Below are 26,348 nucleotides of genomic sequence, written 5' to 3'. Positions count from 1 at the left end.
ATTTCGAAAAATTAGCATTTTGACGGTATTAATAGATGTGATTATTATATTACTTAAGAGGAGGTGACACATGTTAAATAAAATAGTTTTAGTTGGCAGACTTACAAAGGATGCCCAAATTTTTGAAAAGGAGGAAGGTAGTAAAGTAGCAACATTTTGCGTTGCTACGGAAAGAAATTATAAAGATCAGAACAATGAAATCGCATGCGATTACCTATATTGTAAAGCTTTTGGTAAAACAGCTACGAATATCGAAATGTATACATCACAGGGTTCTTTAGTGGGTATTACAGGTCAAATGCGATCTCGTAAGTATGAAAAAGATAATCAGACACATTTTGTAACTGAAGTATATGTAGAAACAATTAAATTTATGTCCTCTAAGACAAAAGAATCCAATATCCTCTCTAACGAATTTAATGAAGCACAAAATGAATGCTTTCATATAGGTTAGATAGCCATTAATTATTCAACAACTCCCAATTATTTATACTTTTATCCTATCTTAATATAAATTATCATCTTTCAATTATACTCAAGCGACCTTTTTAAAATTTAATAAAATAAAAAGGTCGTTTTTGTACCATATATTACTTAAAAATAGGCACTTTTACGTCAGAATTATCTGATAGATTTCATTTGTATTACATACATATCACAAGTATATAACCTTTATAAACTGTCATGGCAGTTTTCAAAAGACTTATAATTTAAATTTACACCAATTTACGATGTAATTAGGACGTAAAAAAAAGGCTTCCTTTTTTATTTGGCTGTAACCTGCAGTGTATTTATAGATGTTAAAGTTGTATTTGTAAATTAGTTAAAGAAAACAAATCACTTTTAGGAGGATTTTTTAATAATGAAAAAGACAATTATCGCATCATCATTAGCAGTAGGATTAGGCGTTGTAGCAGGTAACGCTGGACACGACGCACACGCAAGTGAAGCAAATATCAATGAAGCTGAATTAGCTCAAAAAGCACAATCAAATGATCAATCATTAAACGAAAGCCCTATCCAAGAAGGCGCTTATAACTATACATTCGATTATAATGGTTTCACTTATCATTTTGAATCAGATGGTTCAAACTTCTCATGGGATTTCCACCAATCTGGTCAATCAAGTGAAGCTTCAAATACTCAAGCTCAACCACAACAAGATGTAAGTGAACAAGCTTCAGCATCAACTAACCAAACTTCAGCAGAAGAAGTTAGCAACCAACAACAATCAAACTCTGCTCAACCTGAGCAAGTTTCTGCTCCACAAACAGAGCAAACTCAACAACCACAACAAGAAGCTACTACTTCAAACAATGAATCAAGCTCAAATGAAGCTTCAAGTGGTTCATCAGTAAATGTTAATGATCACTTAAAACAAATCGCACAACGTGAATCAGGTGGCGACATCCACGCTACAAACCCATCAACAGGTGCTTCAGGTAAGTATCAATTCTTACAATCTACATGGGATTCAGTAGCTCCATCTGAGTACAAAGGTCAACCAGCTTCTAGCGCTCCTGAACATGTTCAAGACACTGCAGCACAAAAATTATATGATACAGCTGGCCCAAGCCAATGGGTTACTGCATAATATAGATTTCACTAAACATCCTATCTTTAGATAGGGTGTTTTTTATTTGTGAAAAGTTAGATTTAGTTATATGTATATCAAAAGATATATTGATATACATTTTTTAATAATTGAATTTATATGTTACATTTGCTATTGTAATAATTGAAAATGATTAAAAAAAGAACTACTAGGGGCGCCTATGAAGGCTGAGATGAATTTAATTCAGACCCTTAAAACCTGATTTGGTTAGTACCAACGGAGGAAAGTAGTGTAACATATTAACGGTATGAGGTCGTGCCTTAATTTTGCTACTTTCCACGTTTGGAAAGTAGTTTTTTTATTTCAAGGAGGCAATTTTATGAGTTTTTCTAAAGATTTAAGAATGGCAGCAGAACCTATTATTGAAGATATCTATAATGATGGTTTCATTCAAGATTTATTACATGGTGAATTATCTAAACAAGCGGTGAGACAATATTTACGTGCAGATGCATCTTATTTAAAAGAATTTGCTAATCTATATGCACTATTAATTCCTAAAGTGCCTAATATGGATGATGTTAAATTTTTAGTTGAACAGATTGAATTTTTATTAGAAGGTGAAGTAGAGGCACATGAAATTTTAGCTTCATTTATCAATGAACCTTATCATGAGATTGTTAAAGAAAAGGTATGGCCACCAAGTGGTGATCATTATATTAAGCATATGTACTATAATGCCTATGCACATGAAAATGCTGCATATACGATTGCAGCAATGGCACCATGTCCATATGTATATGCGGTAATTGGTAAAAGAGCGATAAAGGACAATCAACTTAATAAAGATTCAATTACGTCTAATTGGTTTGAATTTTATAGTACAGAAATGGATGCATTAGTAAATTTATTTGATGAATTAATGGATCGTTTAACAGAGAATTGTACTTCAGAAGAAAAAGAAGAGATTAAGGAGAATTTCTTACAAAGTACTATTCATGAAAGAAACTTTTTCAATATGGCCTACGTAGATGAAAAATGGAATTTTAGAGGTGACAAAGATGAATAAACCTAAAATTGCTTTAACTATTGCAGGTACTGATCCAACTGGCGGTGCTGGTGTAATGGCTGATTTGAAGTCATTCCATTCTTGTGGTGTTTATGGAATGGCAGCTATAACAGGTATTGTTGCTCAGAATACAATGGGGGTAGACCATATTCATAATTTAGAGACATCATGGGTTAAAGAGCAATTGGATAGTGTATTTAATGATGAACTTCCTCATGCAATTAAAACAGGAATGATTGCTACAGAGGAGACGATGCAATTAATCAAAAATTATTTAGAAGATTATCCTACAATTCCATACGTGATTGATCCTGTCATGTTAGCCAAAAGTGGGGATTCGTTGATGGATGATCAAACCAAACAAAAGTTGCAAAGTACATTATTGCCACTAGCTGATGTTGTTACGCCTAATATTCCAGAAGCGGAAGAAATCACTGGAATAAAGATTGATACTGAAGAAAATATTCGAAAAGCAGGAGATATATTTATCAATGAAATTGGAAGCAAGGGTGTAGTCATTAAGGGTGGACATTCTGCTGACTTAAATAATGCTAAAGATTTTTTATTTACAAAAGATGGCGTTTACACATTTGAAGATGAACGATTTGATACTAAACATACACACGGTACAGGTTGTACGTTTTCAGCTGTCATTGCTGCCGAACTAGCTAAAGGTCGTAGTATTTATGAAGCAGTTGAAAAAGCAAAAAAATTTATTTCGTTGAGTATTAAATATACCCCTGAGATTGGTAAAGGTCGTGGCCCAGTCAATCATTTTGCGTATCTTAAGAAAGTAGGTTTAGATGATGAATAATTTAGAAAAGCTAAGAAATGAGAACCCTTTAATTGTATGTTATACAAACGATGTAGTTAAGAATTTTACTGCAAATGGATTATTAAGTATTGGTGCAAGTCCGGCAATGAGTGAAGCACCAGAAGAGGCTAAAGATTTTTATCAAGTTGCGAGTGGATTACTTATTAATATTGGTACACTTACGCATAATAATGAAGCAGATTTAATTAAGATAGGTAAAATTGCAAATCAAATTGGTACACCAATTGTTTTTGATCCTGTCGCAGTAGGAGCTTCACAATACAGAAAAGATTTTTGTAAAAACTTTTTAAATGAAGTTAAAGTTGCAGTGATTAAAGGCAACGCTTCAGAAATCTTGACTCTCATTGATAACAATACAACAATGAAGGGTACTGATGGAGATAGTTCGCTAAATGCAATAGATATTGCTAAGAAGGCTTATCAAAAATATCAAACTGCAATTGTAATCACAGGAAAAGAAGATATTGTTGTTCAAGATGACAAAGTGACTAAACTTTCGAACGGTTCACCAATGTCTGCTAAAATCACAGGTGCTGGTTGCCTATTAGGTGGAATTATTGCTAGTTTCTTATTTAGAAATCAGCATCCTCAACAAGAAACACTTGTCGAAGCAGTAAGTTTTTATAATATAGCTGGAGAAGTTGCTGAAGAAGCAGATCATGCTAAAGGTCCTGGCTCATTTTTGTCTGAATTGCTAGATCAATTGTATTTATTGAATTATCAAACCTATAAAAAATTTGTTAGCAAAGAAGAGGTTGAATAAATGTCATTTAAAGCTTCAGAATTAAAAATTTACTTTATATGTGGCACTCAAGATATACCAGAAAATCAAACTATTCAAGACATCCTTACACAAGCTTTAGAAGCTGGCATAACGATGTTTCAATTTAGAGAAAAAGGCGACAAGGCTTTATCTGGATTGAATAAAGAAAAATTAGCTAAAGAGTTACAAGCGCTATGTAACACATATTCTGTACCATTTATTGTTAATGATGATGTGTCTCTAGCTAAGCGTATTAATGCTGATGGTATTCACGTTGGTCAAGATGATGAAGCGGTTAGAGCCTTTTCAAATGACTTTCAAGATAAGATTATTGGTCTTAGTGTCGGTAATTTGTATGAGTATGAAAAATCGGATCTCACTAATGTTGATTACATCGGAGTTGGACCAATGTTTGAAACGCCATCTAAAAGTGATGCTAATGCACCTGTAGGACCTGACATGATTAAACAATTAAGACAAAAAATGGGTAAATTTCCTATGGTTGCCATTGGCGGTATTACTGAAGATAATGTAGGACTCATTGCTAATGCAGGGGCTGATGGTATTTCAGTGATTTCAGCAATAAGTAGAAGTAACAATATTGACAACACTGTTAATGAATTCAAGAAATATTTCAAGTAATCTTTAATTTTTTCCACTTTTTGTTTTATCCTAGAGTATGAGTATGATAGAATAAATTCTATGTGAATATTACAATAGAGGTGGAAAAATGAAGAAAAAAGCGTTGCTACCTTTGTTTTTAGGTTTAATGGTCTTTTTAGCAGGCTGTGATTATTCAAAACCTGGAGCTCGTAGTGGATTTTTCTATAATACGTTCGTTGATCCAATGAAACACTTATTACAGTGGTTGGGTAACGATGTTTTACACAATGATTATGGTTTAGCTATTATCATTTTAGTATTTGTTATTCGTCTTGTGTTACTTCCATTCATGTTATCTAACTATAAAAATAGTCATATGATGCGTGAAAAAATGAAAGTTGCTAAACCTGAAGTAGATGGTATTCAGGAAAAGGTTAAACGTGCACGCACTCAAGAAGAGAAAATGGCGGCTAACCAAGAATTAATGGAAGTCTATAAAAAATATGATATGAATCCAATGAAGAGCATGCTAGGTTGTTTACCAATGCTAATTCAAATGCCTATTATCATGGGATTATACTTTGTTCTTAAGGACAAGTTAGTCAGTGGCTTATCTGTACACCCTCATTTTTTATGGTTTAATTTAACTAAACCAGATATTTGGATTACAATTATTGCAGGTGTGCTTTACTTTATTCAAGCATATGTTTCAAGTAAAACTATGCCACAAGAACAACGTCAAATGGGTTACATGATGATGATTGTATCACCAATCATGATTATTTGGATTTCATTAAGTTCAGCTTCAGCTTTAGGTTTATATTGGTCAGTCAGTGCAGCATTCTTAGTTGTACAAACACACTTTGCTAATATGTATTATTCTAAACTTGCTAAAAAAGAAGTTGAACCATTACTTGAAAAATTTGATCAAGACGGCAAGTCATCAAATAAAAAAGGTAAAAATACTCAAGTCGTTTCAAAGAAAAATAAAAAATAATTTAAGAACCAGCAAATCACTGATTTGCTGGTTTTTCTTATATATAGTGCCATTCATCTAAGAATTGGGAAACAAAAGTCTTCATAAATTCATGTCGTTGCGTTGCAATATGCTTAGCAGTTTTAGTATGCATTAAATCTTTAAGTTTAAATAATTTTTCATAAAAGTGTTTGATAGCGGAAGGTGGTAATTGTGTTAGAGTATGATCGCTAAAATCATCAGGAACCTTTGCTTCTGTCCACATTGGTTCATTGAAATAACCTGCAAATTGAAATGTTCTAGCAATACCAATAGCTCCAATGGCATCTAAACGATCGGCATCTCTCACAATTTGACCTTCGGTTGATAATTCAATATGGTTGTTAGAACCATTCTTATAACTTATATTCTCAATAATATGTATAACATGATTTTGATCATCTATAGATAATTCAATATTATTTAGAAATTCTATTAAGGTGTCTTTAGCTTGTTGTTCATTTACTAATTTAGGATCAATGGTATCATGTAGAATACTTGATAATTCAATAATAAAAGAATGTTCAAAACCTTCTTTCTTAGCAATATACTTTGCTAATGCATGTACACGTTGAACATGTGCAACATCATGACCACTGTAGTCATTTTTATGGAATTCTTTCATATAATTTAGAGCAATTTGAATGCGTTCTTCATTTTTCATTTCTATTCATCCCTTCAAAACGAAAACCTGAGACAACAATAGGTATTGGTCTCAGGTTTGATATTATTTTAATTACATATATTTTTATTTTACAATCGATTAAATCTTATTTGTTGAATACATAGTATTATAAAATAGGAGATAAGAGTTGTGATATACCTTCTTTAAATTTGATCCATAAACTACGTGATGCATATTTTTCCTTAGTTAATTGATCTGATACTTTCATATCTTCTATGAAGGCTTGTTTTAAAGAACGAGCAATACCTTCATCATATATAAAGGCATTAACCTCAAAATTTAGTGTAAAACTTCTATGGTCCATATTGGCAGTACCAACACTTGCGACTTCATCGTCAATAATTAATGTTTTGGAATGTAAAAATCCATTATTGTATTGATATACATTGACACCTGCTTCTAAAAGAGAAGCGACATTTTTTAATGTTGCCCAATAAACAAATGGATGATCAGGCATATTTGGAGTCATAATATTGACTTCTACACCACCAAGTGCAGCAATTTTGATAGAATCTAAAAATGCTTGATCAGGAATGAAATATGGTGATTGGATATAAATCGACTTTTTAGCAGAAGAAATCATCTTTAAATAGCCATATTTAATTTGCTCCCATTCTTCATCCGGACCACTAGAAGCTATTTGTATTCCAATAGTGCCACCTGAGTCGACATCTGGGAAATAGCGTTCTTCGTAAGTTATATTGTCACGAGTAGATTGAGAATTCCAATCTAGGATAAATCTTAATTGAAGGGCGTTCACTGCATCTCCTTCAACACGTAAGTGCGTATCACGCCAATATCCAAACTTTTTAGATTTACCTAAATATTCGTCACCAACATTAAATCCACCCACGTATCCTATTTTACCGTCTATCACAACAATTTTACGGTGGTTTCGATTATTCATTCGTAAATTAATAAGGGGTAGTTTTGATGGGAAAAAGGCTTCAGCGTGACCACCTTTTTTACGAAATGCTTTCAAATCCTTTTTCCTTAAGTCCCTTGAACCCATGTCATCATATAACATTTTAACTTCAATACCAGCTTCAGCTTTATCTTCTAAAGCCTTCAAAATGGTCTTGCCAAGTTCATCACTGTGAAAGATATAATATTGAATATGTATATAATCTTTAGCATTTTTTATATCTTCTAATAAATCATCAAATTTTTGATGACCGTCAGTATATATCATTAAATCATTATCTGTTGTTAAAAACGCTGCATTATTATATAACAACATTTGGACCATTTCTTTAAATTTAACAATTTGATGATTCCCTTTTGAAAAGTTTTTATCTTTTAAGGCTTCAAGTTGTTCATCAACAATCATTTCAAGGCCTACTTTATCGTCTTTATCCAATGTGAAAATATGATCTCTTTGAATCTGACGGCCAAAAAGTAGATATAATATAAAACCTAATAAAGGTAAAAATACAAGGACTAATAACCATGCCCATATTGAATTAGCACTGCGTCTTTCCATAAAAATAATAGTAAAGGCGAAAGCTAAGTTCAAAATAAAAGCACCAATCAAAATAATATTGATAATTAGATTGGAATGAGCGAAAGTCATTGTGAATATTTCGACCATAAAATACCTCCTTATTATATTATTTGTATTAAAATTTAATTGATTTAACAAAAGTTTTTAACTACATAATTGTACCATGAAGTCATATTTTTATCATTATACTGATTGTATTAATAAGTCTTTCTATCATTGACTAAATGGTGTTAGAGAAGTAGGATAATAAGGAAATCAATAAAGAGGTGACTCAAGTGACAGAACAAGATCATGCACATCACTCTGAACAAATTAAAGTCAATTTAAAATCGAGATTAAACCGAATTGAAGGTCAAGTTAGAGCTATTAATCGAATGATAGAAGAGGATGTTTATTGCGATGATGTGTTAACTCAAATTAGAGCTACACGTTCTGCATTAAATAGTGTAGCTACTAAATTATTAGAACAACATATGAAAAGTTGTATAGCAGATAAAGTAAATCAAGGTCATCAAGAAGAAGCAATGGAGGAACTACTCGTTACGTTTCAAAAATTAATGAAAGATTGAGGGATATCAAGTGCAACAAAAAATTGTATATACTGCTGGAATAGAAACACAAGAACAATCTGAAGCTATAAAAAATCTTTTAACTGAAATGATAGGTGTATATCAAGTTGATATTGATATCAATTCTGGAAACATAACAATTGAATTTGAGACACCTGCGAATTTAAATAGTATTGAAAAAGAAATTTATGATGCTGGATATAAAGTGCTCTATTGATCATATGCAAATTCAGTTTAATGAACATATTTTTAAGTTATAAAAAGTAAAGATTATATTAAATTTTAAAAATCATGTAGTAAAGTAGGCTGAATTGGGGTATGATTATTATGAAGTCAACCAAACGAGGTGTTGTTAGTGAAGAATTCAGAGAAAATTCAAAATGTGGTCAATTTATTATCATCATTAGGTGTAAATATTAAAAAAACTAAATCTCGTTTAGACATTATTAATACGTTACCTACAACAAATCAAATCAGTCACGAATGTAAATAAGTGAACTTGATTTAGGATTTTGGTTAGTAAGTACACTTAAATTCTGAATATGAGTCGTCGATTTTAATCGGCGACTTTTTTAGTAAAGCAATAGAGTCAGCCCACGAAGGGGTTGACTCTATTTTTATATGATATCAAATTAGTCTTTTAAAGTTTCGTACTTTTTAGGTTCATGATAATAAATAGATAAAATGACACCAATTCCAGTCATCAAACTCCATAATGAGCTACCACCATAACTAATAAATGGTAAAGGAATACCAGTAATTGGTAACAATTGAACAGTCATTCCGATATTTTGCAGAACATGGAAAACAATAAGTGATACATATCCTATAATAAAAACTTTGTTATATTGGTCATTAATCCGACTTGCTAATCTAATTAAATGAAAGACTAGAATTAAAAATAACAAAATGAGAATAACTGATCCTATGAACCCCATTTCTTCGCCAATAACAGAGAAAATGAAATCGGTATGGTTTTCAGGTATATAAACCTCACCATGATTATAACCTTTACCAAATAGTTGACCTGAACCGATGGCCTTTAGTGATTCAGTTAAGTGATAACCATCTCCACTACTATATGAATAAGGATCCAACCATGAATTGATTCGGCCCATTTGATACATCTTTATACCTAATAAGTTTTCTATTAAAGATGGCTTGAAAAGAATAGTAAGTATAATTGACGAACCAATTACGATTGCTGCAATAAAAATTGGAGCAAGTAATCTCCATGTAATTCCACTCACTAGCATAATTCCAGCAATGATTGCACAAATAACTAATGTTGTTCCTAAATCATTTTGTAATAAAATTAACGCCATTGGAATAATAGAAACGCCTATGATTTTGAAAAATAATGTCAAATCAGATTGAAATGACTTGTTAAATGTAAATTGATTATGTCGCGCTACTACTTTAGACAAAGCTAATATAAGTATAATTTTCATGAATTCGGAAGGTTGGATACTAATTGGTCCAAAGCTATACCAACTTTTGGCACCATTAATAACTGGTGTGATAGGTGTTTCTGGCAATATTAAAAGTCCTAATAATAATATGCAAAAAATTCCATAAAGCAAATATGTATAATTTCTTATTTTTTTAGGTGAAATAAACATAATTATTATGGCCATTATTGCGCCTAGTATATAGTACAATATTTGTCTAATTCCAAAGTTAGCGCTATATTGTCCACCACCCATGGCAGAACTAATTAATGTAACACTTAATATAGCTAACAATGTAATGATTGCTACTAAAATCCAGTCTACTTTAAGTAGCCAATGTTTGTTAGGCTGTTGACGGGATGAATATTTCATAATTTACTCCTTTTACTACACGTGATGAGATATTTGGTAATGAATTATCAATAGTGATAATCATTCATCTTTCATCCATAATTATATAACGATTTTACATGACTTTATAGAAATTTGCTAGAATATCAAGTTCAATTGCAATAACCATTTTATTTCTAAGGGAGTATTAGATTGAATAGTAGGTTTGGTAAAAGAACTTTGCCCTTTATATTAATAGATTATAAAATGCAAAAGTCCTATCAAATATGATAATATTAAGTTTCAGAGAAGACTTTGTATATTAAAAATACATATGATTAAAAGTAAATTTTAAAATGATAAGACGTTATGCCATAGCGTTTATTGGAGGAAAACGAAATGACAAAAGAAAATATTTGTATCGTTTACGGAGGAAAAAGTGCAGAGCATGATGTATCAATTTTAACTGCTCAAAACGTATTAAATGCAATTGATAAAGATAAATATCAAGTTGATATTATTTATATAACAAATGATGGTGAATGGAAGAAGCAAGATAACATCACTAATGAAATAGAATCAACAGAGGATTTAAGAATTGATAACATTCCAACAGGTGAAATTTCCCAATTATTAAGCAAGGGAAGTTCAGGACAATCATATGATGCTGTATTCCCATTATTACATGGTCCAAATGGAGAAGATGGTACGATCCAAGGTTTATTCGAAGTACTTGACATTCCTTATGTAGGGAATGGCGTTTTAGCTGCATCTAGTTCAATGGATAAACTAGTTATGAAACAATTGTTTGAACATAGAGGGTTACCACAGTTACCATACATTAGTTTTTTAAGAAGTGAATTTGAAAAATATGAGAATAACATTCTTAAATTAGTTAATGATAAATTAAGTTACCCAGTTTTTGTTAAACCTGCAAACTTAGGTTCAAGTGTAGGTATTAGTAAATGTAATAATGAAGATGAATTAAAATCAGGTATTAAAGAAGCGTTCCAATTTGACCGTAAATTAGTTATAGAACAAGGTGTTAACGCACGTGAAATAGAAGTTGCAGTTTTAGGCAATGATTATCCTGAAACAACATGGCCAGGTGAAGTCGTTAAAGATGTAGCATTCTATGATTATAAATCAAAATATAAAGATGGAAAAATACAATTACAAATCCCAGCAGATTTAGACCAAGACGTACAAATGACTTTGAGAAACATGGCATTAGAAGCATTTAAAGCGACGGACTGTTCAGGTTTAGTACGTGCAGACTTCTTTGTTACTGAAGATAATCAAATTTATATTAACGAAACGAATGCAATGCCAGGTTTTACATCATTTAGTATGTATCCAAGTCTTTGGGAAAACATGGGACTTTCATATGCTGATTTAATTGCAAAATTAATTGATTTAGCTAAAGAAAGACATGAAGATAAAAAGAAAAACAAATATAAAATAGATTAAACGGAGTTGCTTGAAATGATTAACGTAACATTAAAACAAATTAAAGCATGGATTGATTGTGAAATAGACGAACAATATCTTAATCGATCAATACAAGGTGTCACTATTGATTCCAGAGCGATAAAAAAAGATATGTTATTTATACCTTTTAAAGGTGAAAACGTCGATGGTCATCGTTTCGTTGAACAAGCACTCAAAGATGGTGCAGGTGCATCATTTTATCAAAAGGATGTATCACTGTCCGAGAATATTGAAGGACCTATCATTTGGGTAGATGATACGTTACAAGCATTGCAAGATTTAGCTAAAGCGTATTTAAAATATGTTAATCCTAAGGTCATTGCTGTTACAGGTTCTAATGGTAAAACAACAACCAAAGATATGATTGAAAGTGTACTCAACACAGAGTTTAAAGTGAAAAAGACACAAGGTAACTATAATAATGAAATTGGTATGCCTTTAACTATACTAGATTTAGATAAAGATACTGATATTTCTATTTTAGAAATGGGAATGTCAGGTTTCCATGAAATTGAATTATTATCTACGATTGCTGAACCAGACATTGCTGTAATTACTAATATTGGTGAATCGCATATGCAAGATTTAGGTTCTCGTGAAGGCATTGCTCAAGCCAAGTCAGAAATTACAATTGGCTTAAAACCAAATGGTACATTTATCTATGATGGTGATGAGCCATTATTAAAACCACATGTCGAACAAATTCAACAAGCTAATTGTATTAGCATTGGTTTAGAACAAGGTAATTCATTAGTTTGTAGTGTAAATGAAGAGATTGATACAGAAGGTATTGCATTTACAATTAATCATCAGCAACAATATGAATTACCTATATTAGGTATTCATAATATGAAAAATGCTGCTATAGCCATTGCAATAGGACAAGAATTAGGACTATCATATGAAACAATTCAACACAATATTAAACGTGTTAAATTAACAGGAATGAGAATGGAACGTCATGAAACTGAGCAACAAGTTACTGTAATTAATGATGCCTATAATGCAAGTCCGACAAGCATGAAAGCTGCCATAGATACCCTAAGCAACATGAATGGACGTAAGATTATTGTACTTGGTGATGTTCTTGAATTAGGTGACAATAGTCAAAGTATGCATGAAGAAGTCGGATCTTATTTGCAGAATAAACAAATCGATCAATTAATAACATTTGGTAGTGAAGCAACATTTATTTACAATACAGGTAAGCAATATGTTGATGAAGCACATCATTTTAATGATAAAGATAAGCTTATATCTCATATTACACAGATCGTTCAACCAGAGGATAAAGTATTAATCAAAGGTTCAAGAGGTATGAAATTAGAAGAAGTAGTCGATGCATTAATCAAATAATGCTTATGCCATTGTAGTAAGACTCATGTTAATTTCTCATATATTTGGGAATAACATAGTAGTCTTACTATTTTTATTTAAAAAATTAAATATATTTATGAAACGCTTCCAATTTATATAAAACACCAGTTTAAAAGGAAAAATTTCATAATTATAGGACATGATTCATCACGATATACCAACTGCTTTATTGCTATAATAAATGTTAGGTGGTACTATTAAGAAGTTGATAAAACATAAATGAACATATATGCAAAAAAGTATATTGAGAAATAAACATGTAAAAGGAGAATTATTTTGCAAAATTTTAAAGAACTAGGGATTTCGGATAAAACGGTTCAAACACTTGAATCTATGGGGTTTAAAGAGCCAACTCCTATCCAAAAAGATAGTATCCCTTATGCGTTAGAAGGACATGACATCCTTGGACAAGCTCAAACAGGTACTGGTAAAACGGGTGCGTTTGGTATACCTTTAATTGAAAAGGTTGTTGGAGAACAAGGTGTTCAATCGTTAATTCTAGCGCCTACTAGAGAATTAGCTATGCAAGTTGCAGAGCAATTAAAAGTATTTAGTAAAGGTCAAAACGTACAAGTTGTTACGGTATTTGGTGGTATGCCTATAGAGCGCCAAATTAAAGCCTTGAAAAAAGGACCACAAATTGTTGTAGGTACACCAGGACGTGTAATTGACCATTTAAATAGACGCACATTAAAAACTAATGACATTCATACACTTATCTTAGACGAAGCGGATGAAATGATGAACATGGGATTCATCGATGATATGAGATTTATCATGGATAAAATTCCAGCTGAACAACGTCAAACAATGCTTTTCTCAGCTACAATGCCAAAAGCTATTCAAACATTAGTACAACAATTCATGAAAACACCAAAAATTATTAAAACAATGAATAATGAAATGTCCGATCCACAAATCGACGAATACTATACAATTGTGAAAGAATTAGAAAAATTCGACACTTTCACTAATTTCTTAGACGTACATCAACCAGAACTAGCAATTGTGTTTGGTCGAACAAAACGTCGTGTAGACGAATTAACAAGCGCGTTACTTTCTAAAGGATATAAAGCTGAAGGGTTACATGGTGACATCACGCAAGCTAAACGTTTAGAAGTATTGAAAAAATTCAAAAACGATCAAATTGACATTCTTGTAGCAACAGACGTAGCAGCGCGTGGTTTAGATATCTCAGGCGTAAGTCATGTTTATAACTTTGATATTCCTCAAGATACTGAAAGTTATACGCACAGAATTGGACGTACTGGTCGTGCTGGTAAAGAAGGTATCGCTGTTACTTTTGTAAATCCAATCGAAATGGATTATATTCGTCAAATCGAAGATGCTAATAATAGAAGAATGACTGCTTTAAGACCACCACATCGTAAAGAAGTGTTGAAAGCACGTGAAGACGATATTAAAGAAAAAGTACAAAACTGGATGTCTAAAGACAATGAACCTCGTTTACAAAGAATTTCAACTGAATTACTTGAAGAATATAACGATGTTGAGTTAGTTGCATCATTGTTACAAGAGTTAGTTGAAGCTAATGATGAAGTTGAAGTTCAATTAACTTTTGAAAAACCACTTTCACGTAAAGGTCGCAATTCAAAAGGTAACAACAACTCTAGAAGAGGCAATAATAAACGCGGTGGCGGTAAGTTTGATAACAAAAACAGACGATCATCTAAAGGTTTTGCTTCTAAGAAAAATGGTAACAAGAAATTTGACCGTAAAGATAAATCATCTCAAGGTTCAAACAAAACTATGAAAGGTCGCACATTTGCTGACCATCAAAAATAATTAATTTATCAATACTCAATATATATTTGTATTAAAGATAGAGCATGCATTTAGATCAGTCTAAATGTATGCTTTTTTATTTTGTCTATAAAACGCGCAAAAGTAATATTGATTCAAAGTGCGTTAATAAGTAATGAGGAGCATTTAGAAGGGAAATTGTCTATGATATAATGTGACTAAAATGAAAAGGAGCTTATTAATGGATAATACATTTCATAAAAGTCCAAAAAATGCTTTGATTTACTATTTTATAACCTCGGGACTTAACTTGATTTTTGAAATTATTATTTTTACTATTCTATTTTATTTATGGAATCAATTTAATTGGTGGCACTTTATCATATACATATATATCCTTTTATGGGGGATAAGTTTAATTAGGTTCTTTTATGTTCCTTTAATCAATTATTACTTTTTACACTATCGAATTCATAACAATATTTTAGAGGTAAAGTCTACTTTTTTCTTCAAACATCAAGAAATCACTAAAGTAGAAAGGCTTCAATTTTTACAAATTAGTACCAATCCGCTAGCTAAAATGTTTAAACTTAATGAAATTTCATTTGTTTCTGCTGGCCATTTTATTGAACTACCATTTGTATCGGAAACGGAAGCGGAATATATAGAAGAACAAATTTTTAGTCAATTGAGGGGAGCTGAATATGATGTTTAGCCCGCAAAAATTACATCCTATTTCTTATATTTCAGGCTTAATTGAAGCTTTTAAACAAAATATTATTGTTATTATTGTCTTTTTAGTTTTTAACTTTAAAGACTTTGATTTCACAAATATTCGTGAATATATTGTACCTGCAGTGTTGTCATTATTTTTCTTAATATCATTTATTGGACAAATATTGAAAGTTTATCAAACAAGATATTGGATCGAAAATAACCACTTTATATTAACGACGGGCATATTTAACAAAGAACGTAAAGAGTTAGATATTAGTCGTATTCAATCTGTAGATACATCACAAAGTATGATTAATCAAATCGTAGGTGGTGTTCAATTACAAATTAAAACACCAAGTGACGGGATAGAGTTATCAACTATATCCAAATCACAAAGTATTGAATTAGAACAAACAATCAAAGATATCCAGGTGACATTAGCAGATTCCCAAACTGAAATAGATAACAATAGTTTTAATAATACTGATGAATATAATGAATTACATAATAATGAATCTTTTGATAAGTCATCAAAAAAGCGTCGAGTATTTAAATTGTCAATTAAAGATTTAATTTTAATGTCATTAACAAGTGGTGCTATAGGAATAGCAATAGCAACCATTTCACCTATTATAGGCAGCATGTCCAATATTATTCCGTGGAAGAGTATTACTGAAGAAATAACTCATTTAGCTAATGCTATCGCATTAATTGTAAGTATTATCATTGGAGTGATTTTAGTTGCGAGTTATATCATAGGTGCACTTATCAATTTCATTAGATATTTTGGATATACATTATCTCAAGAGAATCATCAGTTAAAAATTCAATATGGTTTGTTTACTAAAAAGAACTTAACAGTACCGTCAGATCGTATTCAAGCAGTCGTCGAGCATCAATCATATATAAGAAAATTATTCGGTTATACAGCTATACATGTATTGATTACGAGTGATTTTGAAGAGAAGATGGAATATGATTCTACTATAGGTGGAAACATAATGATTATTCCTTTCATTAAACGTAAAGAGGCATATGGAATAATTAAAGCATTAATTCCAGAAATGGATTTCAAACCTGCACGCAAAGGTATGTCTTGGAGAGGATTCCATAGACACTTTTTAATACCTTCGCTGATATTGATTTTAATTGGTAGCATAGGGTTTTATTATTGGTCAACTTGGGCACTTTTAATAATAGGAGTTATTATTTTAGCATTAATTATTAAGGCATTCCTTTATATTCGTTTATCTGGATTTCAGGTTGAAAATGACGAACTGACTATACAGAAAGTTAATTTGTTTACTATTAAAAGATACTATGTAAAATACGATAAAATTATAGGGATGGAAATCAAAGCGCATCCGTTTTTAATAAGAAATCATTTAGGTCATTTCAATTTTTTAATTTCTAAAGGTGCTACAAATCAAACTATTGGATTAAAATTCTTAGATGAAAAGTCAATAGAAAACCTTAAAACATGGTATGTCGGAGGTGATCAACGTGTCGAATTATAATTACATGGATAGTAATGCTAAGAAATCTATGATTTTAGCAAATTCAATAGGGTTGATCATACTTTTACTTGTTTTGACATGCATACTCATTTTAAATTGGAAGTTTTTACATTTAACTGATAATAAGTCAATCGCTATTGGAGGTCTAACACTTTTAATTATATGCAGTATTACATTGTTATTCATCATACCAACATTTAGATATAAGAATTTTAGATATTTAATAAAGAATAATGAAATACATGTGAGAACAGGGATTGTCTTTATCAATACTAATATTATACCGTTTTTTAGAATTCAAAATATTGATATAAGTGAAGGCTTTATTATGAGAAAATTTCGATTAGCTACAGTCACTTTATCAACAGCAGGTGGCAACTCTGAATTATTACTTATAAACAAAGATAAAGCCGAAGAAATCAAACATTTAATTAAAGAAAGACGAAATAGTGAAAATCTGAATCAAAATGATGTAAAATTAAAAGAATAGAATGATAAAAGATAACGAGGCGTCCTATGATATATGGAATTGGATTAGATTTAATAGAAATTGAGAGAATTGAAAAAGTTTATAATAAGCAAAAGCAAAAGTTTGTTGAACGTATTCTATCTAAAGAAGAGCAAATTAAATTTAATGGTTTTTCACAACAAAAAAGAAAGATTGAGTATCTTGCAGGGAGATTTGCTACTAAAGAAGCATTTAGTAAAGCCCTAGGAACTGGTTTAGGGAAAACTATTGCATTTCATGATATCAACTGCTATAACGATCATCTTGGGAAACCATGTATAGACTATAGTGGTTTTCGAGTTCATGTGAGTATTACCCATACTGAAAATTATGCGATGAGTCAAGTTCTTTTAGAAAAACAAGATAATAATGATGATGTGTAAGCTAACTTATTTGTATTCGCTTTGTTAGGTTTTAAAGGAGGCAATGACATTATGTCAGAAAAATTTTATAGATCGACGTATTTAAATATAGATTTGAATGCAATTTTATCTAATTATCAAACATTTGATAAATTGCATGCTAATAAGACTGTTATATCAGTTATTAAAGCTAATGGTTATGGTTTAGGTAGTGTTAGAATTGCGCAACACCTAATGGAAAATGGTGCTTCATTTTTTGCAGTGGCAACATTAGATGAAGCAATAGAGTTACGTATGCATGGCATTAAAGCTAAAATTTTAATTTTAGGTGTAATTCCACCTAAAGATATTAATAAAGCTATACAACATCGTGTCGCATTGACAGTCCCTTCAAAATCATGGTTAAAAGAATCAATTAAGAATATATCAGATGAAAATGAAAAAGCACTTTGGTTACATTTAAAACTTGATACAGGTATGGGTAGACTAGGTATGAAGGATGTTGAAGAATACAAAGAGGTTGTAGATATTATTAGCAAATATGATCAACTTGTATTTGAAGGCGTATATACTCATTTTGCATGTGCTGACGAACCTGGAGATTCGATGGCTACACAATATCAAAAATTTAAAGAACTAGTAGAACAAGTAGAAAAACCAACTTATATACACACTCAAAATTCAGCAGGGGCTCTATTAATGGATGGTCAGTTCTGCAATGCAATTCGTTTAGGTATATCTCTTTACGGATATTACCCTTCAGAATATGTTAAAGAAAATGTAAAAGTACATTTGAAACCAAGCGCACAGTTAGTAAGTGAAATTGTACAAACTAAAACATTAAATGTTGGAGACTCTGTAAGTTATGGAAGTACTTATACTGCAACGGAACCAACGAGAATAGCAGTATTACCAATTGGTTATGCAGACGGTTATTTACGTTCAATGCAAGGATCATGTGTAAACGTGAATGGTCATCAATGCGAAGTAATAGGAAGAGTATGTATGGATCAAACGATGGTCAAAATTCCTGATACAGTAAAAGTCGGAGATAAAGTAATCCTATTAGATAACCACGTGGACACAGACCAATCAGTTGAAGCATTAGCTAAGCAGCAAGATACAATAAATTATGAAGTTTTATGCAATTTATCAAGACGATTACCTCGCATTTATCACATAGAAGATAATACAGAGATAACTAATGAATTATTAAAATAAGTATAGTCACTGTTTTCAAAATTTGTTATTATTAAGTTAAATTAAGAAATCTTAATAATGCAACTTTTGGAATCAGATGGAGGTTCTTTGTATGTTATCTTTTAATCAAAATAGAAGTTACAGTTTAGAGCAATCTTTAAAAGAAGGTTATGCACAAATGGCTGATTTAAATCTCTCCCTAGCAACCGAAGCTTTTCCTATTGAATGTGAAGCGTGCGATTGCAATGAAACATATTTAACTTCTAACGCTAAGAATGAATGATTAGAAGAGGAGATGTTTATCTAGCAGATTTATCACCTGTTCAAGGGTCAGAACAAGGGGGAGTAAGACCCGTCGTCATTATCCAAAATGACACAGGTAATAAATATAGTCCTACTGTTATTGTTGCCGCAATCACTGGAAGGATTAATAAAGCTAAGATACCTACACATGTTGAAATTGAAAAGAAAAAGTACAAACTTGATAAGGACTCAGTTATTTTATTAGAACAAATTCGTACTTTAGATAAAAATCGTTTAAAAGAAAAACTCACATATTTGTCTGATAACAAAATGAAAGAAGTAGATTACGCCCTAGACATTAGTCTAGGTTTACATAATTTCAATCATTCTAAGACATAATTAATTGTATGTATTATTCCAATACAAATAAAATAATGAAATAAAAGACAATAACTTTATAATAATTACAACTGCTTAAATGTATAAAAAGAGATTTATTTATCACGTTGAGCCTTGAATTTTTAACATATTATGAGCAATGATAGTTATTTCGAAGTATTATTTATTATAAAAGGATGTCTTAAGTTTTACGGCTTTAGGTATTCCATCCCTAAAGTCTTTTTTAGATGTATAGAAGTTTTAGGTTTTTAACTAATAAAAAAAGATATTTTGAATGAACGTTAGAAATTGAGCGTTGAAGTTGTATTGAGGAGGCAAAATCGTGGAAGAATTTAAAAAAGATTATAAAAAATTAATTGATGAAAGTTTAAGCACGAATAATAAAACTCAATTAATAAAAAAGTGTGAAGAATTTACTAATGAAGTTATAAAAAAGGATATTTTGCCAGAAGATATTGTTGAAATACATAAAAATTATATATCTTCATTAGACGTTACTGATCATGAAGCGCTTGATACTTTAGATGTACTACAAGAAGTTGTTAAAGGCTTTGGTTATAGTTATAGAGATTATCAAAAATTAGTGAATAAACTACAATACCACGATAAAGAAATAGATTTAGCTTCTCGACTTCAACAAACTATGTTGAAAACAGATATTCCTCAATTTGATAGTATTCAAATTGGTGTGATATCAGTTGCAGCACAAAAGGTGAGTGGAGACTATTTTAACTTAATTGACCATAATGATGGCACTATGAGTTTTGCAGTTGCAGATGTCATTGGAAAAGGAATACCGGCTGCTTTAGCAATGAGCATGATAAAGTTTGGAATGGACTCATATGGACATTCTCAATTGCCAAGTGAAGGATTAAAGAGGCTCAATAGGGTTGTAGAAAAAAACGTCAACCAGAATATGTTTGTTACGATGTTTTATGGTTTATATGAAGAGATGAACCATTTATTATATTGTAGTTCAGCTGGTCATGAACCAGGTTATGTATATAGAGCAGAGACAGAAGAGTTTCAAGAGATAGAAGTAAGAGGCCGTGTTTTAGGTGTTAACCAACAAACAAGATATAGTCAACAGGAAATTCCAATCTATATTGATGATTTGGTGATTATCTTTACTGATGGCGTAACAGAAGCAAGAGATAAAAAAGGCGAATTCATTAAGAAAGATACCTTATTAAATTTAATCAAGAAATATAAACATATGCACCCTCAAGATATTGTTCAAATTATTTACGAAGCAATATTAAAAGTACAAAATCCTAATAAAAAAGATGATATGACTATTTTAATTATTAAAAGAGTAAATTAAATTTTATTTTATGATTAAGTAATGTGAACTTTGGGTATAATTATTCTTGAATAGAAAACTGTAGATTTGAAATACAATTAGGAGTGTAACCAAATGAATCTTAATATAGAAACTGTCACACATGATACATATTATGAAGTTAAAGTTGGCGGAGAATTAGATGTTTATACAGTACCTGAATTAGAAGAAGTGTTAGTACCTATGAGACAGGAAGGTACACATGATATTCATGTAAATTTAGCGAATGTTAGTTATATGGACTCAACAGGTTTGGGTCTTTTTGTAGGTACACTTAAAGCATTAAATCAAAACGGTAAAGATTTATATATCTTAGGCGTTTCTGACCGTATTGGAAGACTATTTGATATTACCGGATTAAAAGATTTAATGCATGTTAATGAAGGAACGGAGGTAGAGTAACATGCAATCAAAACAAGACTATATTGAAATGCGGTTACCAGCTTCTGCCGAATATGTAAGTCTAATTAGATTAACACTGTCTGGTGTGTTTACTAGAGCAGGTGCATCTTACGATGATATAGAAGATTCAAAAATTGCAGTAAGTGAAGCAGTCACGAATGCAGTTAAACATGCATACAAACATAATCCTGAAACAGGTATGATTAATTTGTGCTTTGAAGTCTTTGAAGATAAAATTAAAATTGTGATTTCAGATCAGGGTGAAAGCTTTGATTATGAGACAACTAAATCTAATTTAGGACCTTATAATGATAACGAAAATATAGATTTCTTACGTGAAGGTGGATTAGGGTTATTCTTAATCGAGTCACTGATGGATGAAGTAACTGTTTATAAAGAGTCTGGTGTTACAATAAGTATGATTAAGTATATAAAAAAAGAGCAGGTGCGAAATAATGACGAAAGAGTCGAAATCAGTTAATGATGTATCACCTGAACAGATTAACCAATGGATTAAAGAACACCAAGAAGACCAAAATAGTGGAGCTCAAGATAAGTTAGTAAGGCATTATCGTAAACTAATCGAATCTTTAGCTTATAAATATTCTAAAGGTCAATCAAATCATGAAGATTTAGTTCAAGTGGGAATGGTTGGTTTAATAGGTGCTATAAATAGATTTGATTTGTCATTTGATCGAAAATTTGAAGCATTCCTAGTACCAACTGTAATTGGTGAAATAAAAAGGTATTTAAGAGATAAAACATGGAGTGTTCATGTACCTAGACGCATAAAAGAAATAGGGCCGCGCATAAAGAAGGTAAGTGATGAACTTACAAATGAATTAGAACGTTCACCTTCAATAAGTGAAATTGCTGCTCGTTTGGAAGTTACAGATGAAGAAGTACTTGAAGCAATGGAAATGGGCCAAAGTTACAATGCATTAAGTGTAGACCATTCAATAGAAGCGGATAAAGATGGGTCTACGGTTACGTTACTAGATATTATGGGTCAACAAGATGATAACTATGATCTTACAGAAAAGCGCATGATACTAGAAAGAATTTTACCAATCTTATCTGACCGAGAAAAAGAAATCATTCAGTGTACATTCATTGAAGGATTAAGTCAGAAAGAAACTGGTGAGCGTATAGGACTAAGTCAAATGCATGTGTCTAGATTACAGCGAACTGCTATTAAAAAGTTGCAAGAAGCAGCTAAACAATAGTTATTAAAAAATAGATAAAAATATTAATTATTAGATTATTATTTCTTTAGTTAGATGTTTCACAATTATGTGATGTACTGCTAAAGAAATAGTAATCTTATTTTTTTAACCTTATAGTACCATATATAAGTATCAGGATTTTATTATTACAGAAAGCAACTATGTTAAAATAAAAAGATAAATTAAAGAAAAAGTGTGGTAGAACTATGGACAATCATTTAATAAAATCAATTATCGAAAAATATAATTTTACAGAAAAGCAAATTACTTCAGTATTGAAACTATTAGAAGATAAAAATACCGTTCCATTCATAGCTAGATATCGTAAAGAACAAACTGGCGGTTTAGATGAAGTAGAAATTAAACAAATTTCAGATGAATATCAATATATGGTTAACTTACAAAAAAGAAAAGAAGAAGTTATTCATAGTATTGAGCAACAAGGAATGCTAACTCATGAATTAAAAAATGATATTCTTAAGCAAACTAAATTACAACGTGTTGAAGATTTATATAGACCATATAAACAAAAGAAAAAAACACGTGCAACAGAGGCAAAAAGAAAAGGTTTAGAACCTTTAGCTAAATGGCTATTACAATCTGAACTTGACGAAAAGGTTCAAACAAAAGCACAAACCTACCTTAACGAAGAAGTAAAAAGCGTTGAAGAAGCCATTCAGGGTGCCCAAGACATCATTGCAGAGCAAATTTCTGATAATCCTAAATATCGTTCAAGAATATTAAAAAATGTATATCAACAAGGACAAATTGTAACTACTAAAAAGAAAAAAGCTGAAGATGAAAAAGAAATATTCTCTATGTATTATGATTATGCTGAACCGATTAAAAAGATAGCTAATCACAGAGTTTTAGCGGTTAATAGAGGAGAAAAAGAAAAAATATTATCTGTAAAAATAGAATTTGATACAGAAATAGTAGAAAAAGACATAGAAAAACAAGAAATAAAAAGAGAAACTGAAGCGACAGCTATTATAAGAGACGCAATTAAAGATAGTCTTAAGAGATTAATAATGCCATCTATTGAACGTGAAATCAGAGGTGACTTAACAGAAAAAGCTGAAAATCATGCTATAGATGTTTTTAGTGAGAATTTGAGAAATTTACTTTTACAACCGCCAATGAAAGGAAAACAAATACTAGGCGTAGATCCAGCTTTTAGAACGGGTTGTAAACTAGCAGTTATTAATCCATATGGAACATTCGTGGCTAAGAATGTGATATATCCACATCCACCAGTAAATAAAACAGATACAGCTGAGAAAATAGTAGTAAAAATGATTAATGATTATGATGTTCAATTAATTGCAATTGGTAATGGGACAGCTAGTAGAGAAACAGAACAATTCATCGCTAATGTTATTAATAAATTTAATCTTAAAGTCCAATTCATCATAGTAAACGAAGCAGGTGCTTCAGTATATTCAGCATCAGAAATTGCACGTGCAGAATTTCCTGATTTCCAAGTCGAAGAAAGAAGTGCTGTTTCAATTGGTAGAAGGGTACAAGATCCTTTAAGTGAATTAGTTAAAATAGATCCAAAATCAATAGGTGTTGGACAATATCAACATGATGTTAACCAAAAAGAATTAGAAAAGGCACTAACATTTGTTGTTGAAACAGCGGTAAACCAAGTCGGCGTGGATGTTAATACAGCTTCTCGTTCACTACTACAATATGTGTCAGGACTTTCATCACAAATTGCCCAAAATCTAATAGAATATAGAGAAGAAAATGGTGCTATTAAACATCATAAAGATATAGCTAAAGTTAAACGTTTAGGTGCCAAAACATTCGAACAAAGTATTGGTTTCATGAGAATTGTAGATGGTACAGAACCGTTAGATAATACATCTATTCACCCAGAAAGTTATGATGTAACATATCAATTACTTAACCAGTTAAATCTTAAAGTTGAAGATTTAGGTAGTGAAACATTAAAAAAGACATTAGATTCCATTGATACACATGAAATTGCTAACCAATTAAATATAGGAAAACCAACATTAGAAGATATTATTAAATCTTTAAAAGCACCAAATAGGGATCCTCGTGATGAATTTGAAACACCAATTTTAAAATCCGATGTTTTATCAATTGAGGATTTATCTGAAGGAATGAAACTTAGTGGTACTGTAAGAAATGTAGTAGATTTTGGCGCGTTTGTTGATATTGGTGTCAAACAAGATGGACTTGTACATGTATCAAAACTATCTAAAAAATTCGTTAAGAACCCAATGGACATTGTAAGTGTAGGAGATATTGTCGATGTTTGGATACTTAACATAGATAAGCAAAAAGATAAAGTATCATTGACAATGATAAATCCACATGAATAATCAGGAATTACAAAGTTTAGTATGTGATCTTTCCTTAAAGTATTTTAAAATACCCTTTAAACATAATGCGTATTTTAATAGGCGCTTAAGAACAACAGGTGGAAGATATCTACTTAAATCACATGATATAGAAATTAATCCCAAGCAATATGAGCATTATGGTAAAAAAGCTATTATTGATATTGTAAAACATGAACTTTGCCATTATCATTTGCATATTTTAGGTAAAGGTTATAAACATAAAGATCGAGATTTTAAAAGCTTAAGTACGAAAGTTGGTGCACCAAGATTTTGCACACCAACGCATTCTTATGAAGAACGTGCTAATTATGAATATATCTGTACCGAATGTAAGACGAAGTATTTAAGAATAAAAAGAGTGAATGTAAGTATCATGAGATGTGGTAAATGTGGTGGTAAATTAAAGTTAGATAGAAAAAAGATTAAGTAAGCCATCGTACAGTAAAAATAAATTGGATATGAACTAGAATGAGGGCACTAATAAGAAAAATTATTTAGTGTCCTCTATTAATATCACATATAAGTATTGACATTACTTTTACGATGATTTATTATAAATAACGTTGCGTTAATAAATGAGCAAACATTACAAGATGATTAATTTTGTTAATTTCATGTTAAAAAAGTTATTGACATTGTTTAATAAATGATTTACAATTTATTATGCTATTGAGAAATCGATAAACTTTTGAATGCGTTTTGCCAGCGGTCGTGGCGGAATGGCAGACGCGCTAGGTTGAGGGCCTAGTGGGAGAAATCCCGTGGAGGTTCAAGTCCTCTCGGCCGCACCAAAATAACTTTTAAAATTATATATGCGGGTGTAGTTTAATGGCAAAACCTCAGCCTTCCAAGCTGATGTTGTGGGTTCGATTCCCATCACCCGCTCCAAAATTTAATTAAATGAACATTGAAAACTGAATGACAATATGTCAACGTTAATTCCAATAATGTAACGAAAGTTACAATAATTAATTTAGTTTTATGAGCTAATCAAACATCATAATTTTTTATGGAGAGTTTGATCCTGGCTCAGGATGAACGCT

At 31.1% G+C, this 26,348-nt stretch carries 29 protein-coding genes, 2 tRNA genes and 1 riboswitch; of the genes, 28 read left to right on the top strand and 3 right to left on the bottom strand.

Annotated elements, in window-relative coordinates; all coding sequences use genetic code 11:
* The first annotated feature begins 70 nt into the window (after positions 1–70).
* The 7 genes from ACZ267_RS10520 (at position 71) to yidC (ending at position 5,822) form a co-directional block, all read left to right on the top strand.
* Positions 71–454, top strand: a complete 384-nt coding sequence (locus ACZ267_RS10520) for a single-stranded DNA-binding protein (protein WP_002466750.1) — start codon at positions 71–73, stop codon at positions 452–454.
* Between the two features lie 408 nt (positions 455–862).
* Positions 863–1,594 carry a transglycosylase family protein gene (locus ACZ267_RS10515; protein WP_079449127.1) on the top strand — a complete coding sequence of 244 codons (732 nt, stop codon included), beginning with the start codon at positions 863–865 and terminating at the stop codon, positions 1,592–1,594.
* 161 nt (positions 1,595–1,755) lie between these two features.
* A riboswitch (TPP riboswitch) is annotated at positions 1,756–1,857 on the top strand.
* Between the two features lie 77 nt (positions 1,858–1,934).
* The gene (gene tenA, locus ACZ267_RS10510) at positions 1,935–2,624 is read left to right on the top strand and encodes a thiaminase II (RefSeq protein WP_002466756.1); all 690 of its coding nucleotides are present in this window, start codon (positions 1,935–1,937) and stop codon (positions 2,622–2,624) included.
* Complete coding sequence (thiD, locus tag ACZ267_RS10505) at positions 2,617–3,438, top strand: bifunctional hydroxymethylpyrimidine kinase/phosphomethylpyrimidine kinase (RefSeq protein ID WP_079449126.1); 822 nt, start codon at positions 2,617–2,619, stop codon at positions 3,436–3,438. Before tenA ends, thiD begins: the two co-directional genes overlap by 8 nt.
* Positions 3,431–4,222 (top strand): hydroxyethylthiazole kinase, encoded by a 792-nt coding sequence (gene thiM / locus ACZ267_RS10500; protein WP_002466779.1) that lies wholly within the window; start codon positions 3,431–3,433, stop codon positions 4,220–4,222. The genes thiD and thiM overlap by 8 nt, the downstream gene beginning before the upstream one ends.
* Entirely contained in the window at positions 4,223–4,864 is a 642-nt protein-coding gene (gene thiE / locus ACZ267_RS10495; RefSeq protein ID WP_015364827.1) for a thiamine phosphate synthase, read from the top strand.
* Positions 4,865–4,952: 88 nt separating this feature from the next.
* Entirely contained in the window at positions 4,953–5,822 is an 870-nt protein-coding gene (yidC, locus tag ACZ267_RS10490; RefSeq protein WP_002466746.1) for a membrane protein insertase YidC, read from the top strand.
* A 37-nt stretch (positions 5,823–5,859) separates the two neighbouring features.
* On the opposite strand, the gene ACZ267_RS10485 is transcribed toward yidC, so the two are convergent.
* Both ACZ267_RS10485 and cls read right to left on the bottom strand, forming a co-directional pair.
* On the bottom strand, positions 5,860–6,504 hold the full coding sequence (locus ACZ267_RS10485; protein ID WP_079449125.1) for an HD domain-containing protein: 645 nt from the start codon (positions 6,502–6,504) through the stop codon (positions 5,860–5,862).
* A 127-nt stretch (positions 6,505–6,631) separates the two neighbouring features.
* Positions 6,632–8,116 carry a cardiolipin synthase gene (gene cls / locus ACZ267_RS10480; protein WP_002466786.1) on the bottom strand — a complete coding sequence of 495 codons (1,485 nt, stop codon included), beginning with the start codon at positions 8,114–8,116 and terminating at the stop codon, positions 6,632–6,634.
* A gap of 188 nt (positions 8,117–8,304) precedes the next feature.
* On the opposite strand from cls, the gene csoR reads away from it, so the two are divergent.
* The 3 genes from csoR to ACZ267_RS10465 all read left to right on the top strand — a co-directional run bounded on the left by csoR (position 8,305) and on the right by ACZ267_RS10465 (position 9,091).
* Positions 8,305–8,598 (top strand): copper-sensing transcriptional repressor CsoR, encoded by a 294-nt coding sequence (csoR, locus tag ACZ267_RS10475; protein ID WP_002466760.1) that lies wholly within the window; start codon positions 8,305–8,307, stop codon positions 8,596–8,598.
* 10 nt (positions 8,599–8,608) lie between these two features.
* Positions 8,609–8,815 (top strand): putative copper chaperone CsoZ, encoded by a 207-nt coding sequence (csoZ, locus tag ACZ267_RS10470; RefSeq protein WP_002466743.1) that lies wholly within the window; start codon positions 8,609–8,611, stop codon positions 8,813–8,815.
* Positions 8,816–8,953: 138 nt separating this feature from the next.
* Entirely contained in the window at positions 8,954–9,091 is a 138-nt protein-coding gene (locus tag ACZ267_RS10465; RefSeq protein ID WP_002466770.1) for an Lmo0850 family protein, read from the top strand.
* Positions 9,092–9,230: 139 nt separating this feature from the next.
* On the opposite strand, the gene ACZ267_RS10460 is transcribed toward ACZ267_RS10465, so the two are convergent.
* The gene (locus ACZ267_RS10460) at positions 9,231–10,421 is read right to left on the bottom strand and encodes an FtsW/RodA/SpoVE family cell cycle protein (protein ID WP_002466775.1); all 1,191 of its coding nucleotides are present in this window, start codon (positions 10,419–10,421) and stop codon (positions 9,231–9,233) included.
* A 357-nt stretch (positions 10,422–10,778) separates the two neighbouring features.
* On the opposite strand from ACZ267_RS10460, the gene ACZ267_RS10455 reads away from it, so the two are divergent.
* The 18 genes from ACZ267_RS10455 to ACZ267_RS10370 all read left to right on the top strand — a co-directional run bounded on the left by ACZ267_RS10455 (position 10,779) and on the right by ACZ267_RS10370 (position 26,193).
* A complete protein-coding gene (locus ACZ267_RS10455) occupies positions 10,779–11,849 on the top strand; it encodes a D-alanine--D-alanine ligase (protein ID WP_002466764.1) in 1,071 nt (356 codons plus the stop codon).
* Positions 11,850–11,864: 15 nt separating this feature from the next.
* Positions 11,865–13,226, top strand: coding sequence for a UDP-N-acetylmuramoyl-tripeptide--D-alanyl-D-alanine ligase (locus ACZ267_RS10450; protein WP_002466757.1), 1,362 nt, complete (start codon positions 11,865–11,867; stop codon positions 13,224–13,226).
* Positions 13,227–13,523: 297 nt separating this feature from the next.
* Positions 13,524–15,053 (top strand): degradosome RNA helicase CshA, encoded by a 1,530-nt coding sequence (locus tag ACZ267_RS10445; RefSeq protein ID WP_015364831.1) that lies wholly within the window; start codon positions 13,524–13,526, stop codon positions 15,051–15,053.
* A 199-nt stretch (positions 15,054–15,252) separates the two neighbouring features.
* Positions 15,253–15,726 (top strand): PH domain-containing protein, encoded by a 474-nt coding sequence (locus tag ACZ267_RS10440; RefSeq protein ID WP_002466763.1) that lies wholly within the window; start codon positions 15,253–15,255, stop codon positions 15,724–15,726.
* A complete protein-coding gene (locus ACZ267_RS10435; RefSeq protein WP_171991405.1) occupies positions 15,719–17,245 on the top strand; it encodes a PH domain-containing protein in 1,527 nt (508 codons plus the stop codon). The genes ACZ267_RS10440 and ACZ267_RS10435 overlap by 8 nt, the downstream gene beginning before the upstream one ends.
* Complete coding sequence (locus ACZ267_RS10430; RefSeq protein ID WP_079449123.1) at positions 17,232–17,735, top strand: PH domain-containing protein; 504 nt, start codon at positions 17,232–17,234, stop codon at positions 17,733–17,735. The genes ACZ267_RS10435 and ACZ267_RS10430 overlap by 14 nt, the downstream gene beginning before the upstream one ends.
* 26 nt (positions 17,736–17,761) lie before the next feature.
* Positions 17,762–18,136 (top strand): holo-ACP synthase, encoded by a 375-nt coding sequence (acpS, locus tag ACZ267_RS10425; protein ID WP_002466788.1) that lies wholly within the window; start codon positions 17,762–17,764, stop codon positions 18,134–18,136.
* Between the two features lie 51 nt (positions 18,137–18,187).
* Positions 18,188–19,336, top strand: a complete 1,149-nt coding sequence (alr, locus tag ACZ267_RS10420; RefSeq protein WP_015364834.1) for an alanine racemase — start codon at positions 18,188–18,190, stop codon at positions 19,334–19,336.
* 91 nt (positions 19,337–19,427) lie between these two features.
* Entirely contained in the window at positions 19,428–19,598 is a 171-nt protein-coding gene (gene mazE / locus ACZ267_RS10415; RefSeq protein ID WP_002451626.1) for a type II toxin-antitoxin system antitoxin MazE, read from the top strand.
* On the top strand, positions 19,595–19,957 hold the full coding sequence (locus tag ACZ267_RS10410; protein ID WP_002451625.1) for a type II toxin-antitoxin system PemK/MazF family toxin: 363 nt from the start codon (positions 19,595–19,597) through the stop codon (positions 19,955–19,957). Before mazE ends, ACZ267_RS10410 begins: the two co-directional genes overlap by 4 nt.
* A gap of 322 nt (positions 19,958–20,279) precedes the next feature.
* Complete coding sequence (locus ACZ267_RS10405; RefSeq protein ID WP_047210913.1) at positions 20,280–21,281, top strand: SpoIIE family protein phosphatase; 1,002 nt, start codon at positions 20,280–20,282, stop codon at positions 21,279–21,281.
* A 93-nt stretch (positions 21,282–21,374) separates the two neighbouring features.
* Positions 21,375–21,701 carry an anti-sigma factor antagonist gene (locus ACZ267_RS10400; RefSeq protein ID WP_002466754.1) on the top strand — a complete coding sequence of 109 codons (327 nt, stop codon included), beginning with the start codon at positions 21,375–21,377 and terminating at the stop codon, positions 21,699–21,701.
* Position 21,702: 1 nt separating this feature from the next.
* Positions 21,703–22,182: an anti-sigma B factor RsbW gene (gene rsbW / locus ACZ267_RS10395; protein ID WP_002466768.1), complete on the top strand. Its 480-nt coding sequence runs from the start codon at positions 21,703–21,705 to the stop codon at positions 22,180–22,182.
* Entirely contained in the window at positions 22,157–22,927 is a 771-nt protein-coding gene (sigB, locus tag ACZ267_RS10390; protein ID WP_079449122.1) for an RNA polymerase sigma factor SigB, read from the top strand. Before rsbW ends, sigB begins: the two co-directional genes overlap by 26 nt.
* 206 nt (positions 22,928–23,133) lie before the next feature.
* Positions 23,134–25,284, top strand: coding sequence for a Tex family protein (locus tag ACZ267_RS10385; RefSeq protein WP_015364835.1), 2,151 nt, complete (start codon positions 23,134–23,136; stop codon positions 25,282–25,284).
* Positions 25,277–25,735 (top strand): SprT family protein, encoded by a 459-nt coding sequence (locus ACZ267_RS10380; protein ID WP_002466780.1) that lies wholly within the window; start codon positions 25,277–25,279, stop codon positions 25,733–25,735. Before ACZ267_RS10385 ends, ACZ267_RS10380 begins: the two co-directional genes overlap by 8 nt.
* A gap of 275 nt (positions 25,736–26,010) precedes the next feature.
* Positions 26,011–26,096, top strand: a tRNA-Leu gene (locus ACZ267_RS10375).
* A 23-nt stretch (positions 26,097–26,119) separates the two neighbouring features.
* A tRNA-Gly gene (locus ACZ267_RS10370) sits at positions 26,120–26,193 on the top strand.
* The last annotated feature ends 155 nt before the right edge of the window (positions 26,194–26,348 follow it).

The sequence above is a fragment of the Staphylococcus sp. AC872 genome, from assembly GCF_979255425.1.
Note: the sequence above shows the minus strand (reverse complement) of the source record. Positions and strands in the feature narration are given on the sequence as shown.

Coding starts and splice junctions, on each gene's coding strand:
- ACZ267_RS10520 (WP_002466750.1), top strand. CDS start 71: ATGTTAAATAAAATAGTTTTAGTTGGCAGACTTACAAAGGATGCCCAA.
- ACZ267_RS10515 (WP_079449127.1), top strand. CDS start 863: ATGAAAAAGACAATTATCGCATCATCATTAGCAGTAGGATTAGGCGTT.
- tenA (WP_002466756.1), top strand. CDS start 1,935: ATGAGTTTTTCTAAAGATTTAAGAATGGCAGCAGAACCTATTATTGAA.
- thiD (WP_079449126.1), top strand. CDS start 2,617: ATGAATAAACCTAAAATTGCTTTAACTATTGCAGGTACTGATCCAACT.
- thiM (WP_002466779.1), top strand. CDS start 3,431: ATGAATAATTTAGAAAAGCTAAGAAATGAGAACCCTTTAATTGTATGT.
- thiE (WP_015364827.1), top strand. CDS start 4,223: ATGTCATTTAAAGCTTCAGAATTAAAAATTTACTTTATATGTGGCACT.
- yidC (WP_002466746.1), top strand. CDS start 4,953: ATGAAGAAAAAAGCGTTGCTACCTTTGTTTTTAGGTTTAATGGTCTTT.
- ACZ267_RS10485 (WP_079449125.1), bottom strand. CDS start 6,504: ATGAAAAATGAAGAACGCATTCAAATTGCTCTAAATTATATGAAAGAA.
- cls (WP_002466786.1), bottom strand. CDS start 8,116: ATGGTCGAAATATTCACAATGACTTTCGCTCATTCCAATCTAATTATC.
- ACZ267_RS10460 (WP_002466775.1), bottom strand. CDS start 10,421: ATGAAATATTCATCCCGTCAACAGCCTAACAAACATTGGCTACTTAAA.
- ACZ267_RS10455 (WP_002466764.1), top strand. CDS start 10,779: ATGACAAAAGAAAATATTTGTATCGTTTACGGAGGAAAAAGTGCAGAG.
- ACZ267_RS10450 (WP_002466757.1), top strand. CDS start 11,865: ATGATTAACGTAACATTAAAACAAATTAAAGCATGGATTGATTGTGAA.
- ACZ267_RS10440 (WP_002466763.1), top strand. CDS start 15,253: ATGGATAATACATTTCATAAAAGTCCAAAAAATGCTTTGATTTACTAT.
- ACZ267_RS10435 (WP_171991405.1), top strand. CDS start 15,719: ATGTTTAGCCCGCAAAAATTACATCCTATTTCTTATATTTCAGGCTTA.
- acpS (WP_002466788.1), top strand. CDS start 17,762: ATGATATATGGAATTGGATTAGATTTAATAGAAATTGAGAGAATTGAA.
- alr (WP_015364834.1), top strand. CDS start 18,188: ATGTCAGAAAAATTTTATAGATCGACGTATTTAAATATAGATTTGAAT.
- mazE (WP_002451626.1), top strand. CDS start 19,428: ATGTTATCTTTTAATCAAAATAGAAGTTACAGTTTAGAGCAATCTTTA.
- ACZ267_RS10410 (WP_002451625.1), top strand. CDS start 19,595: ATGATTAGAAGAGGAGATGTTTATCTAGCAGATTTATCACCTGTTCAA.
- ACZ267_RS10400 (WP_002466754.1), top strand. CDS start 21,375: ATGAATCTTAATATAGAAACTGTCACACATGATACATATTATGAAGTT.
- rsbW (WP_002466768.1), top strand. CDS start 21,703: ATGCAATCAAAACAAGACTATATTGAAATGCGGTTACCAGCTTCTGCC.
- sigB (WP_079449122.1), top strand. CDS start 22,157: ATGACGAAAGAGTCGAAATCAGTTAATGATGTATCACCTGAACAGATT.
- ACZ267_RS10385 (WP_015364835.1), top strand. CDS start 23,134: ATGGACAATCATTTAATAAAATCAATTATCGAAAAATATAATTTTACA.
- ACZ267_RS10380 (WP_002466780.1), top strand. CDS start 25,277: ATGAATAATCAGGAATTACAAAGTTTAGTATGTGATCTTTCCTTAAAG.